Consider the following 12541-nt stretch of genomic DNA (forward strand, 5'->3'; position numbering starts at 1 on the left):
GAAACACCCGGAACCCGCCCGACACCCGTGCTCAGAATTCACGCGGCGGATCGAGGCTGAGATAGATCAGGTATACCGCTGCACGGTCACTCCGGGGCTGAATTCTCACATCACGATGAGAACGCTGCCGAACGCAGGTTGCGTGGTGCGTGCAGCGCACCATGGCCACGTCCATGGCGCCGACCGCCCGGTTGCCCGTCGGCGTCAGTTCTCCGTCCGGAGGGGCCACGATCCAGCGCAGGGACGCGGCATTCCAAGCCGCGGAATCGGGCAGTGCCCGAATCTAGGCGGATGACCTGAAGTTCTGTGCGGAATCGGGTTACTTGCCCCCTGGTGTCTGAGCTAGGACGCCGGGGTCGTTGATGCTGTTCATCGGATACGTCGGCTTGATCACCGAGTAAGTCCGGTAGTTGGGCTTGTCAGTGAAGGACGCACTCATCGGTGTGGAGGAGTCGTCGAACTGGGTGAGGGGGCCGATCCCGGCGAACAGGCCGATGGTGCGGACCATCGAGGCCATGCTGTAGAAGGTCGAGTCGACCTTCCCGGTCTGCGTGTAGGGGCTGATCGCCAGGGCCGGCGTGCGGTGGGCGTCGACGTGGTCCGGTCCGTCCTGCGCGTCGTCCTCGGTGACGAAGATGACGGTGTCCTTCCAGAACTTCGAGTGCGACACCGCGTCGACCAGCCGGCCGAGTGCGTAGTCGTTGTCAGCCACCATCGCCTTGGGCGTCGGCTGGCCCTGCTTGGTGCCGGAGGTGTGGTCGTTGCCGAACCTCACGAACTGCACGGTCGGCATCTCACCCTTGGCCTCGTAGGAGCGGAAGCTCTTGAGCCACCGGTCGACCCGCGGGGTCAGGCAGTTGGACTTCTTCGGGGTGAAGGTCCCCGCCGAGTCGGGGCAGGCCAGGTCGTCGCCCTGGAAGGCATGGTCGGTCCGGGCGTCGAGCACCGGATCCGCCCCGTGGTACTCGTTGCCCTTGCGCGATACGTAGAAGCCGAAGTTCGCAAAGCTCACACCGGCCTTGTCGAAGCGCTGCCAGAGATAGGAGTCCTTGGGGCCCTGGGCAGCGTTCTCCGGGGCGTTGTTTTCGCTGGGGTAGATGCCCTTGCGGCCGGAATATCGTGCGGGCCACATCTGCTCGGTGTAGGGGTTGGAGTTGGCCTGTGCCACCCAGTTCCAGCCGTTGGCGCTGACCTCGCCACCGGCATAGAAGTTGTCGATGGTGGTGAAGCGCCGCGCCAACTCGCGGGTGTTGGGTGCCGACTCGTCCCCGAACAAGTTGAGGCTGGGGTCGCCGTTGCCCTTCTCCAGGCTGCCGAGCACCTGGTCGTAGGTTCGATTCTCCTTGACTATGTAGATCACATGCTTGATGGGAGTTTCATCGCCGGGCTTGCGCGGCACGACTGCATCGCCGCCCCTGGTCACCGGGGTGGCGGTGCGCTCCACCTGGCGGGTGTACGCATCCAGCTGCTCACCCGAGTCCGACACGTCCACACTGCTCAGCGTGCCGACGATCATCGACCCAACGTACTGGCTGGGTGACGTCCTGCCTGAGCGCTCAGGGTTGGGATATCCAGGACCGTTGTTCGGGCCCGCCCCCAGCCCCTTGGCATTCGTGATCAGAAGGCGGCCGTTGTGCCAAATCACCGCACTGGGGTACCAGCCGGTAGGAATCTGCCCCAGAACCTTGCCGCGGGTCAGGTCGACCACCGAAACCGTGTTGTTGCCGGAGTTGGTGACAAACAGCCGCTTGCCTGCACCGTCCAGGGCCACACCCGTGGGGTTGCTGCCGATGAGCGCCTTCTTGGGCGGTGACATGGAGAAGTTGCGCGTCACGCTCTTGGTCGCGAGATCCACCTCGCTGACGCTGTCGGCGTCGCCATTCGCGACATACAGTCTCCGGCCATCCGTGGAGAGCACTGACTTGTTCGGATGCAGACCCACCTTGATCTGCCCCGTCACCTGGGGTGCGGAGCCTGCCACATCAACGATGTTGACGGTGTCGGCGCCCTGGTTCGACACGTAGGCAGTGCGCCCGTCCTTGCTGAGCGTCACCCACATCGGCCGATGACCTGTGGCAACGGTCTGCACCTGCCCTCCGGCGGTGCCGGCGACCGTTACGGCGTTACCGAGCTGATCGGCGACAACCAGCTTCTTCCCGTCCGGGGTGATGGCCAGGCCGGCCGGGAAAAGCGTGACGGCTTTGCCGTCCGGGGCCTTGGTGGGCAGCTTGATGGGATCGCCCTCGGTGAGCCGGCCATCCGCAAACGACAGCACCCGGATCTTGGAGTTCGCCGCGGCACTGGCGTAAGCGGTCTTGCCGTCCGGACTCCACGCCAGGCCGATGTACAGCGACTCCGGCGACGGATACGACAGTGTCTGGACAACCTCGTTCGTCCGCGTGTCGACCAACTGCAGGCTCTGAACGCCCTGACCGTTGTTGGTCACCAACAGATAGCGACCGTCGGGGTGAAGAGCTGCGTTCAGCGGGAGGTGCCCGAGGCGGGTCTGGTCACCTGCTGGTATGACCCGGTATCCAATGGGTGTGACTGCAGTGCCGTCTTCGCTGGGACCGGCGGTCTTGTTGGCGTTAGCGAACACGGATGAAGCGATCTGCTGCGTTTCCACGGCCAACGGACCGTCGACTCTGGCGGGTGCGGCGCCGACCGCGGCCCTGATCGCCCCAGCGGTGGCGACAGCGGCCAGAGCTGCACCGGCGATAGCGAATATAAGGGGGTCCGACCTGGCCATTGGCTTCTCACCTTTTGTGCACGGCGGTGTGGCGTGGATTTGGTGCTGAGAGGACTATTCCTACTGAACCGCTCTTGCCACACCGGGCATTCAGGTGAATCAGTGAAAGCCCGGAAGGGCACTGTCACGTTGGCTGGCGCGTGGGATGGTCTTGTGGTTGGCCGTGCAGGGAGGGGATCACCGTGGAGAGTGCGCCGCCGTTGTACAAGGGGCATCGGTACCCGGCTGAGGTGATCGCGCACTGCGTGTGGCTGTATTTCCGCTTCCCGCTGTCGTTCCGCGAGGTCGAGGAGATGATGCTTGAGCGCGGTGTGGTCGTCTCCTGCGAGACGGTCCGCCGCTGGTGTGGCAAGTTCGGGCAGCAGTACGCCAACCTCCTGCGCCGGCGACGGCCGATGCCCGGGGACAAGTGGCACCTGGACGAGGTCTTCATCAAGATCAACGGCCGGTTGCACTACCTATGGCGGGCCGTGGACCAGGACGGCAACGTCCTCGACATCCTGGTCCAGCCCCGACGCGACACGCAGGCGGCTGTCCGGTTCTTCCGCCGGCTCCCGAAGGATCTGGAGTACACGCCGCGGGTGGTGGTCACCGACAAGCCTCGCTCCTACGGCGCAGCCCACCGCCAAGTCATGCCGGGCGGGGAGCACCGCACCTCGAAGTACCTCAACAACCGGGCCGAGAACTCGCACCAGCCGACCCGCCAGCGCGAACGGGCGATGAAACGCTTCACCTCGCCCGGCCACGCTCAGCGGTTTCTGTCAGCGTTCAGCGGCATCTCATCCCACTTCCGACCCCGACGCCACCGCATCACCGCACCCGGCTACCGCACCGAGATGAACCAGCGCTTCACCACCTGGAAGCAGGCCACCGGCACGGCTGCACCGGTCTGACAACGGCCATCCGCCGGGGCAACATGAGGCGATACCAGGCCTGACGAGCTGTCAGCATCACTCAACTACAATAATGTGACAGCGCCCATCGAGGCGTTCTCCCGACTGGCCCGGGTCGAGGCGGGCGTCCTGCACAGCGCAGAAGACGCTGTGCAGGACGTCTACCTGAACATGTACCGGCGGTGGGCGACGATCTCTGCACAGGAGGGATCGCTCACCGCCGACGGTCGCATCGCGGGTCTTCGAACTTGAGCGGTGTGTCCCGTCAGGTGCGCTGACTGTTCGTGACGGTGTGTGTATGGCGGGACTGGCCCCTGGACGCAGGGCGCCCGTGGTCCTGAGTGATCATTTCTGTTCTCTACGCAGAAGGATCATTGGGGAGCCACGGGCCTGGTCAACGATACGACGTTGCTGCTCGGTCTTGACGGGGTGTCCGTCGCGCGAGTCGAGTCGCTGACCGACGGGACGCGTCGGGTGCACCTGGTCACGGCGGATGAGACGGCGCGGGGCCTGCCCGTCCTGCGGGTCTTGACCTCCCGAGTGAAGGGACCGGCGGTGACCCGGCCGCCACCTGGCGGAGCGGCCGACCAAGATCATTTAATGTTCCGGTCGCGGCCGGGTCGCTGCTTTCAGGTTGCGGACAAGTTCCTCGCGGCCCTGTCCCCCCTCCCTCGTACCATCGGCACGGCGCCACGCGGGGGTACCGGGGCCGAACCGCCAGGACTCGCTCAACGGGCCGCTGTCGACGGTGTCGTACCCGAACTGGTCGTTGAGCCGGGTCACCAGCTCGGCCGCCTCGGGGAAGTCGCTCGAGACCGGCAGCGCCAGGCGGTCCGGGGCCCCGGCGGGCCGGCTCCTGTGCAACAGGATCGTGGCCCGGATGCAGGTGAACGCCGCGGCCACCTTCGATTTCGGCAGTTGCTCCTGCCGCAGCTCATGGATGGTCTTCTCCCCTGAATCGATCACGGGGAAATGGCCGTCGCGATAGATGGTGTAGTTGTTCGTGTCGAGCACGATCTTGCCGGCGAGTTCCTCGGCGGGCATGGTGTCGACGAGTCTGAGCGGCGCGGCGATGACGGCGAAGTCGCCGGCCGTGGCCGCCTGTGCGGCGGTCGCGGCACGTGCGGACGGCCCCAAGTCGGCGATGAGACGCGTGAGGGTTTCCGGGCCGCGCGAGTTCGCGATGACGACGGTGTATCCGTTGGCGATCGCTGCGCGGGCGATCTGGGATCCGACCGTGCCTGCTCCGATGATGCCTATCGTCGTCACGCGAGCTCCTTGTGCGAGGTGGCCGGGGAGGGGATGGCCGCAGAGGCCAGGAGCGTCAGCTTGTCCGCGTCGCTGGATCCGGGTTCCGGGTGGAACACGACGAGCATCATGCCCTCGGCACCGGCGATGCTCATGCGCTCCCGGTTGAGGGCGAGGTCCCCGACCTGTGGGTGGTTGAAACGGACGACACCCGCGGTCTGCCCCCGCACTTCATGCTTGGCCCACAGCTGACGGAACCGGGGACTGGCCAGCGTGAGCTCTCCGGTGAGTTCGATGAAGCGGGGGTCGTCGATGTCGTTGCCGACGGCCTGCCGCAGGCTGGCCATGAGGCATTCCGTGGCGACCGTCCACTCCGGGTACAGCGCCTGTCCCGCTGGGTCGAGGAACATGTCCCGGAGCTGGTTGCCGCCGACGGCCAGACGGGGGTCGATGGCTCGGGCCAGGGCATTGGACGCCAGGACGTCGAAGTACCGGTTCTCGATGAACGCGGGCTGGACGAGGGAAGCCAGCAGCTTCAGCGCACCCGGCGGGGGAGTCTGCTGACGCGGTCGGCGTCTGCGCCGCCGGGGAACGCCGTTGACGAGCGTGAGCAGGTGGGCGAGGGCCTCGTCGTCGAGGTGCAGGACGCGAGCGATCGACTCGAGCACCTGGGGTGACGGGTTGCGGTCCAGGCCCCGTTCCAGCCGCAGGTAGTAGTCCGCGCTGATGCCGGCGAGCATGGCCACTTCCTCCCGCCGCAGTCCCGGCACACGCCGTACACCGGTCTCGGGGATCCCGGCTTGCTGCGGCGTCACCAAGTCGCGTCGGGCCCGCAGGTAGGCCCCCAGAGCGTTGCTGGATTCGTCCATGCAACTGAGTCTAGGTCGCTGCGGCGGCATCAGAGGGGGCCCTGTCAGACCCCAGGCTACAGGGGACTCTGGGTGTGCATCTCGGCTGTTCATAGCGTGTTCAGCGGCCCTTTCGGGCCGCTGAACACCTGAAAGGACGCACATGACCGTCTCACTGATCACCGGAGCGCGTACAGAGGTAGGGCACCGATGAGCGTATCGACCGGATCCGCCGTGACGTCGACCACCCGCGAGTCCTCGTCGTGGGCAGCTGTCGCCTCTTTGGGGCTGGGGATCTCCGCGATCATCATGTCGGAGTTCCTGCCTGCGAGTCTCCTCCCCCGTATGGCCGCCGGCCTCGGCGTCAAGTCGGGTGAAGCGGGACAGGCCGTCAGCGTCACCGCGTTCTCCGCCGCCTTGTCGGCTCTGCTGATCTCGGTGGTCCTGCCGCGCGCCGACCGGCGACGAGTCATGATCGGGCTGACGCTTCTGGCTGCCGTCTCGGACGTAATCGTCGCCTTCGCGCCCAACCTCGTCGTGCTCCTGTCCGCGCGGCTCCTGCTGGGCATCGCGCTCGGCGGGTTCTGGGCGATGGCGACCGCGATGGCCGCGCACCTGGTGCACGCCGACCATATCGGCCGCGCACTGACCGTCATCAACTCCGGCGTCTCGGTCGCCACCGTCGCCGCCGTACCGCTGGGCACGTGGTTGGGCGAGATATGGAGCTGGCGGGAAGTGTTCCTGCTCGGCGCCGCAGTCGCGGTCCTCGCGCTGCTGATGCAGGCGGTGGTGCTCCCCCATATCGCGCCCACCGCGTCGAGCGGACTGCGAGCACTCGGGTCGGTGCTGCGCTCCGGCATCGTCCTCGCCGGCCTGTTCGCGGTCCTGCTGATCTTCAGCGGCCACTTCAGCGGATTCACCTACATTCGACCGGCCGCCATGAGCCTGTCCGGGATCGATGGTGGTGGCTTCGCCGTGCTGCTGCTCGTGTTCGGCGTCGCTCTCTTCCTCGGCACGGCTCTCAGCGGCCCCCTGGCCGACCGTGCGCCACGAGCGGGTGTGCTCCTGTTCCCGGGAGTGCTCGGCGCCGGGATGCTCCTCATGTTCGTCGCCGGCGGTTCGATCGCCGGCCTGTTCACCGCGGCAGCGGTATGGGGCTTCGGGTTCGGGGGTGTGCCGACCACGTTGATGAGCTGGGGATCCCGGACCCAGCCGACACAGCTGGAGCAGATCGGCGGGGTCCTTGTGACCGCCTCCAACATCGGCATCACCGTTGGCGCGGTCGCCGGCGGCGTTCTCGTCGACCTCGCCACGGACAGCACGCCAATGCTCATCGGCGGTATCGCAGCGATCGCGGGCGCCGCACTGCTCTCGGCCTTGCGCCGGTAACGGCCACCCTCATGGGCCACGCCTCGGTGTACAGACACCGCTGGCCCCCGTCCTGGTCGAATCTCACCATCACTGACAGGTCTGCGCCGGCGCGCCCGGACCTGCCACCTGGACCAATCGCCTCACCACCGGCCTCAGCCTGGTGGTGAGGCGATTGTGAATGTCAATGACACACGCGCCCTACCGGCCCCGGATGGCAGGGGAGGAGCTGTCCGCCACGGGCCGACGACATCGGCGTCGGCCCGATACGCCGCTGTGTGGGTCAGCGCCTCTACGGGCGGGGCATCGTGTAGTCACGAATCCGTGAGACCCTGCCGTGATCATGAGTAATGAACCACACGTACGCGAGCCGGAGCGGTTCACCGGCGCCAACCCGAGTGCCGGTCCTGGTGAATTCGGCAATCAGCACGTCACCGCTGACGTGCGAGCGAAAGCCCTCGAAGGCGGTGAACTCAGCGACCTGGGGCAGGAGCGCCGTGTACTCGGCGATCGCGGTCTTCCCGACCAGTTCGCTCGGACGTCCCTGGGGTGCAAGCACGACTTCGTGGATCGCGTCGTCCGCGTACATCTCGACGAAGGCGGTGGTGTCCGCGCGCCGCAGCGCGTCCAGCGCTGCGGCGAACCAGTCGGGGACAGGCGTGGGACTCACTTGCTTTCCAGCTGGCCGATGGTGGGGAGGTTCGCGAACGCGGACGTCGCCGCCGCCCATGCCGAGCCGTCGGACGTGAAGGCGTCATGCAGGAACGCCCAGGTCATCCGCTGGATGACGGCCACGCGCTCCGGGTCCTCGTCGGTGGTCTCGACAGTGTCGTAGCCTGTGATGCCGCCGAGCATGTGCTCGGCCCCGTGCAGGGTGAGCAGCGACTTCGGGCCGGGCGCCTGGTGGTAGCCGTCGGCGTGGTAGGCCGGTCCGCGGTCGGTCAGCACGCCGATTCCGGCGGGATCTACGGCTCTCCGCGCGTGCACGCCGTCCTCAAGCGCGAGGGCATCCATGTCGGCCGCAAGCGGGTCGAGCGACTGATTCGCGAGGACGGGCTGGCGGGCGTCAGCCCCAGACGCAAGGGCTTCACGCGCCGCGACCCGAGGGCCACGCTCGCCCCGGACCTCGTGAACAGGGACTTCACCGCGCCGGCGCCGAACCGCCTGTGGGTCACCGACCTCACGGTGGTCCCCGCTGGCGAGGGTCCGTTGTGGCTCTCCGCGATCCGGGACGCGTTCTCGCGGCGGGTGGTGGCCTGGGAGACTTCCGCCCGCGCGGACGCCGACCTGGTCCTCACCACGCTCGAGTACGCCCTTGCCAGCTGTGAAGTGGAGCCCGGACAGCTCATTCACCACGCCGACCACGGCTGTCTGGTTGAACCTGGTCAGTACACGTCCATCAAGCTCACAACCCGGTTGATGCGGGCGGGTATCGAGGCATCTATAGGGTCGGTCGGGGATTCGTACAATAACGCCCTGGCGGAGAATCTGTGGATGCTGATCAAGACGGAGGGCCTGCGCGGACGCACCTTCGCCACCAGGGCCGAGGCGAACCTCGCGCTCTTCGAGTACATCGACGGCTTCTATAACTCCCGGCGCATTCAGGAACGGCTCGCATGGCTCAGCCCGATCGAGTTCGAGGAGAAGTACTACGCCGACCAGGCAACGGCCGAACGAACGAACCTGAAACCCCGTCAACCCACCCTGACCTGCTGATCAGCACCTCTCGCACAGCGGGGGAAGCTCACAGCGGGGGCGATGTTGATTTCGGGCGCCGGTCCGCGATAGCCGGTCACCGCTGTGGCCTGAGATGCGGCAGTGGCATTCCCGGTGTCAGTCACCGCCACCTGTGCGGCGCCCCCAGGGCCCTCTGGGTGGTTGTCGCCTCCGCCCACGCGACGATCCCCCTCACTTTCCGTACTCTGCGCCATCGAGCTGGTCAGGTGTAGTCGATGCCGCTGACGGCGCTGCTGCCGTCGCTGTCGGCGGTGGCGTTGCCGGTCCTTTCGGCCTTCGCTGATCCGTTGCCCATGCCCTGCGGGCGCCTGATGCCCGTGACGGCCCTTCCCCCCCGACTTGCGCGGGCCTGTCCGCTGTGGACGGCCGTGTCGTCCGGGCGGCTACCTGGATACTGGAACAACGCCCAGATCAGGGCCGCAATGCCGACGGCGGCCTGGATGGAGGCCCCGGTCAGCTGTCCCGCGTCGGGGCTGTCCAGCAACCAGATCAACGGCGTGGAGACCACGCCGACTGCTGCCACCACGATGACCGTGATCTTCCACCCTTGCGACATAACGACCCTCCCACCGCCAGAGCAGCTGACGGACTGACACTTCGTATCTTCCCGTGGCGATTTCGTCTGGGACAAGAAACGCACACCCGCGGCATCGTGATTCCGTATTCCCTACATCGGCTCGGCCGTCCCCGGGACCACTCGGACAAGATTCGCCGGACCGCCGTCGGCTCGCAGCGGTCGGTCGCAGTGTTCGTCGCGTTGGACAGGGAGGTATGTCGCATGCCTGTACTTCAGCAGGTCTGTGAGGCGGAGTAGGTCCCGATGGTCGGCGACGCCTGCTCCAGTCGTGCGCTACGCCGCGGAGGCGTGTCGGGTCGCGGCTTCAAGAAGCCGGCTGTTCTCCACGATCAAGCGTTGGTTGACGTTGCGGAGTGCCGTCAGGTCGGCGTGCGGTTGCTGGCGGCCAAGGTCGCGTCCCGCTCTTCTGCAGTTCCCCCATCTCGGCATCGCCCGCAGCTGGCAGTCCCAGGCCGTTGCGGGCACGGGCACCGAGTTCCTGGACGCGCAGTACACGGAGCTGAGCCCCAGCCTTCTCAAGGTCGCGCCGGAGGACGGCGTGCGGGTCAGGGCCTGCTCGGCGGGTCGCTGAACGTGACCAGGAGGCCGTCAGGCCTGTCGGTCACTGTGCGGCGCGTGCGGCTCGGGAGCCATGCGTAGGCCGCCATGTCCTCGTCGTAGCATGCGGCTTCGCGTTCGGGGGTCTCGAAGCGAGCAGCAGGTTCATGATCCGTTTCACGAGCTTCGGTCTGGCCGCGTACAGGTAGACCGCGAAGACGCCGGGGCCGGTGCGGAGGGAGGGGTCGCGGTGACCGTCCGGCTGGTCTACGGGGCTGGCGCCTCGAGGGGCCCGTCCCGGGGGCGGCAGGGCTGTCACGGGGCTGGGCACCGGGCTGGCCTGGGCGGGACGCGGATTTATATCAAGATCATTTGCGGGTGTCAAGTCACGGCATTCAGTGGCGTGACGACGTATGACCCGTTCGGGCTTACTCGAAACACGACCTCGCCGATCCGGAGCGAGGCTCATCCACCGAAAGGAGGACAGGTCGTGTTTCGAACGAGTAAGAAGATGGCCAAGGTCGCGGCCATCACCGTAACCGCCGCAGGGGCGCTCCTGGGCGGCGGCGCCGCCGCCCAGGCCGCACCCGCCACGACGCACGCCACCACCGTGGCAAGCGCCAGCAGCTGGGGCGACGACAGCGACAGTTGGGGCAGTTCCAGTAGCTGGGGCAGCTCCGACAGCAGCTGGGGCAGCTCCGACAGCAGTTGGGGCAGTTCGAGTAGCTGGGGCAGCTCCGACAGCAGCTGGGGCAGTTCGAGCAGCTGGGGTGACCACGGTGGCTGGGGCAGCTCCGACAGCAGTTGGGGCAGTTCGAGTAGCTGGGGCAGCTCCGACAGCAGTTGGGGCAGTTCCGACAGCTGGGGGTAGCCGACGCGGGGCAGGCGGCACCGACGTTGCCCTGGCCCTGGCGGCTACTCCGAGGAGCCCCCGGTGAGATTGCCGAGGCCCGGGCGCGCGGGTGCGGCAGACACACCTCAGGTGTGAGATCGCTGCACCCGCGGGCCCGGTGCCGGGCACAGGCCCAGTCCCCTTCTTGGCCCTCGGGCACGCACCGACCCACGGGCACCAAGACCCAACCCGCCGATTCAACTCAGAGACTCGACCCAGGGAAGAGGAAGCCATGCGATCACTGCTCCAAGGACACGACCGGCAGAGGACGGCGGCCGGGACCGCCCTTCCGCCGCTGGGCGGCCCCCACCCGACACCGACGGCGCACCAGGGTGTCGCAACCGCGATGCGGCCGCCCGGCCGTGCAGCCGGAACGGGATGCGCCATGAAGATCGTGTGCGTCGGCGGTGGACCGGGCGCGTTGTACTTCGCGATCGCGGCCAAGCGCCGCGATGCCGGCCATGACATCACCGTCATCGAACGCGACCCGCCGGGGGCCACCTACGGCTGGGGCGTGGGGTATGGGGACGACCTGCTCGATCACCTCTACCGCAACGACCCCGACAGCGCCCAGGCGGTGCGTGCGGCCTCGGCCCTGTGGCAAGACCAGGAGGTCCGCCGCGGGGAACAGACCGCGTATCTGGGCCGGTACGGTTACAGCATCGCCCGCGCCACCCTGCTCGACATCCTCACCCGACGCGCAACCGAGCTGGGGGTGGATGTCCAGCACCGCCGCAAGGTCGACGACCTGGCCGAGCTCGCCGACGCCGACTTGATCGTCGCCTGCGACGGGGCCAACAGCCGGGTGCGCCAGGTGCACGGCGACCACTTCGGCACCCGCCTGGAAGCCGGCCGCAACCCTTACATATGGCTGGGCACCGACAAGGTGTTTTCCCGCTTCACCTTCGCCTTCGAACCGACCCCGGCCGGGTGGATCTGGTTTTACGCCTACCCCTCGAGCGCGGAAATCAGCACTTGCGTCGTCGAGTGCGCCCCGGAGACCTGGCGGGGGCTGGGGCTCGATACGCTCGACACCGCCGACGGTGTGCGGTTGTTGGAACAGATCTTCGCCTCCGCTCTGGACGGCCACGCGCTGCTTGGCCAGTCCCGGGGGGAAGCGGCACGCTGGCAGCACTTCACCGAGGTACGCAACGCCACCTGGTGCCACGACAACGTGGTGCTGCTGGGGGATGCCGCCCACACCACCCACTACACCCTGGGCTCGGGCACCCGGCTGGCGCTGCTGGATGCGATCGAGCTCGCGCACAGCCTGTATACGGAGGCAGAGCTGCCTGCCGCTTTGCAGGCCTACGACAAGCGCCGCCGGGCCGCGCTCCATCCCGTGCAGGCCGCGGCCCGCACGAGCATGGCCTGGTTCGAGCATCTCGACCATTACCTTGAGCGGGATCTGGTGGACTTCGCCTACGCGATGTCGGTACGGCAGGGGGCCCAGGCGCCGTGGCACTACCAGCTGCACAGGGCCACCCAGGTCCCGGTGCTGCGCGGGGTACGACGGGAAGCCAACAGGGGCCTGCGGAGGTATCTGGCGCTGCGGCGCGGGGAGATGGCCCTCGGCACGGGCAGCGTCACCAGGAGGGCCACGACCACGGCGGCCCTGGCGGCACCGGCGGGGCACCAGCAGTGACGGCACCGGACAGGGCAGCCCCGGCAACCTGGACCACCGAACTTGTC

At 67.4% G+C, this 12541-nt stretch carries 13 protein-coding genes; 7 read left to right on the forward strand and 6 right to left on the reverse strand.

Annotated elements, in window-relative coordinates:
* Positions 1-319 precede the first annotated feature (319 nt).
* Positions 320-2749, reverse strand: coding sequence for a bifunctional YncE family protein/alkaline phosphatase family protein (locus IEZ19_RS42410; protein WP_189316742.1), 2430 nt, complete (start codon positions 2747-2749; stop codon positions 320-322).
* A gap of 182 nt (positions 2750-2931) precedes the next feature.
* Here IEZ19_RS42410 and IEZ19_RS42415 point away from each other — a divergent pair, with 182 nt between their 5' ends.
* Both IEZ19_RS42415 and IEZ19_RS42420 read left to right on the forward strand, forming a co-directional pair.
* Entirely contained in the window at positions 2932-3642 is a 711-nt protein-coding gene (locus IEZ19_RS42415; RefSeq protein ID WP_373297140.1) for an IS6 family transposase, read from the forward strand.
* Between the two features lie 75 nt (positions 3643-3717).
* Positions 3718-3894 carry a hypothetical protein gene (locus tag IEZ19_RS42420; RefSeq protein WP_189316743.1) on the forward strand — a complete coding sequence of 59 codons (177 nt, stop codon included), beginning with the start codon at positions 3718-3720 and terminating at the stop codon, positions 3892-3894.
* A gap of 345 nt (positions 3895-4239) precedes the next feature.
* Here the strand turns inward: IEZ19_RS42420 and IEZ19_RS42425 are convergent, their stop codons facing one another.
* Positions 4240-4911, reverse strand: a complete 672-nt coding sequence (locus IEZ19_RS42425) for an NADPH-dependent F420 reductase (RefSeq protein ID WP_189316744.1) — start codon at positions 4909-4911, stop codon at positions 4240-4242.
* Positions 4908-5759 carry a helix-turn-helix domain-containing protein gene (locus IEZ19_RS42430; RefSeq protein WP_189316745.1) on the reverse strand — a complete coding sequence of 284 codons (852 nt, stop codon included), beginning with the start codon at positions 5757-5759 and terminating at the stop codon, positions 4908-4910. The genes IEZ19_RS42425 and IEZ19_RS42430 overlap by 4 nt, the downstream gene beginning before the upstream one ends.
* Before the next feature lie 189 nt (positions 5760-5948).
* On the opposite strand from IEZ19_RS42430, the gene IEZ19_RS42435 reads away from it, so the two are divergent.
* Complete coding sequence (locus tag IEZ19_RS42435) at positions 5949-7127, forward strand: MFS transporter (RefSeq protein ID WP_189316746.1); 1179 nt, start codon at positions 5949-5951, stop codon at positions 7125-7127.
* Between the two features lie 271 nt (positions 7128-7398).
* Here IEZ19_RS42435 and IEZ19_RS42440 read toward each other — a convergent pair whose 3' ends face one another.
* Together IEZ19_RS42440 and IEZ19_RS42445 are read right to left on the reverse strand one after the other, a co-directional pair.
* Positions 7399-7776: a nuclear transport factor 2 family protein gene (locus IEZ19_RS42440; protein WP_189316747.1), complete on the reverse strand. Its 378-nt coding sequence runs from the start codon at positions 7774-7776 to the stop codon at positions 7399-7401.
* Entirely contained in the window at positions 7773-8093 is a 321-nt protein-coding gene (locus IEZ19_RS42445; RefSeq protein WP_189316748.1) for a hypothetical protein, read from the reverse strand. Before IEZ19_RS42445 ends, IEZ19_RS42440 begins: the two co-directional genes overlap by 4 nt.
* Here IEZ19_RS42445 and IEZ19_RS42450 point away from each other — a divergent pair.
* Entirely contained in the window at positions 8088-8822 is a 735-nt protein-coding gene (locus tag IEZ19_RS42450) for an IS3 family transposase (protein WP_189316749.1), read from the forward strand. The two genes, IEZ19_RS42445 and IEZ19_RS42450, sit on opposite strands and share 6 nt — an antisense overlap.
* Before the next feature lie 223 nt (positions 8823-9045).
* Here IEZ19_RS42450 and IEZ19_RS42455 read toward each other — a convergent pair whose 3' ends face one another.
* Entirely contained in the window at positions 9046-9399 is a 354-nt protein-coding gene (locus tag IEZ19_RS42455; protein WP_189316750.1) for a hypothetical protein, read from the reverse strand.
* 361 nt (positions 9400-9760) lie between these two features.
* Between IEZ19_RS42455 and IEZ19_RS42460 the strand changes: the two genes are divergently transcribed.
* From IEZ19_RS42460 to IEZ19_RS42470, 3 genes are all read left to right on the forward strand, one after another.
* Positions 9761-9991 (forward strand): hypothetical protein, encoded by a 231-nt coding sequence (locus tag IEZ19_RS42460; RefSeq protein ID WP_189316751.1) that lies wholly within the window; start codon positions 9761-9763, stop codon positions 9989-9991.
* A gap of 456 nt (positions 9992-10447) precedes the next feature.
* The gene (locus IEZ19_RS42465) at positions 10448-10828 is read left to right on the forward strand and encodes a hypothetical protein (RefSeq protein ID WP_189316752.1); all 381 of its coding nucleotides are present in this window, start codon (positions 10448-10450) and stop codon (positions 10826-10828) included.
* 406 nt (positions 10829-11234) lie between these two features.
* Positions 11235-12494 (forward strand): FAD-dependent monooxygenase, encoded by a 1260-nt coding sequence (locus tag IEZ19_RS42470; protein WP_189316753.1) that lies wholly within the window; start codon positions 11235-11237, stop codon positions 12492-12494.
* Positions 12495-12541 lie beyond the last annotated feature (47 nt).

Source organism: Streptomyces brasiliensis, from assembly GCF_014647875.1.
In the GTDB taxonomy this organism is placed as follows: Bacteria; Actinomycetota; Actinomycetes; order Streptomycetales; family Streptomycetaceae; genus Streptomyces; species Streptomyces brasiliensis.

Bases quoted from the DNA above. Each gene is read 5' to 3' on its own strand.
- IEZ19_RS42410 (WP_189316742.1), bottom strand. From the start codon at position 2,749: ATGGCCAGGTCGGACCCCCTTATATTCGCTATCGCCGGTGCAGCTCTG.
- IEZ19_RS42430 (WP_189316745.1), bottom strand. From the start codon at position 5,759: ATGGACGAATCCAGCAACGCTCTGGGGGCCTACCTGCGGGCCCGACGC.
- IEZ19_RS42435 (WP_189316746.1), top strand. From the start codon at position 5,949: ATGAGCGTATCGACCGGATCCGCCGTGACGTCGACCACCCGCGAGTCC.
- IEZ19_RS42455 (WP_189316750.1), bottom strand. From the start codon at position 9,399: ATGTCGCAAGGGTGGAAGATCACGGTCATCGTGGTGGCAGCAGTCGGC.
- IEZ19_RS42470 (WP_189316753.1), top strand. From the start codon at position 11,235: ATGAAGATCGTGTGCGTCGGCGGTGGACCGGGCGCGTTGTACTTCGCG.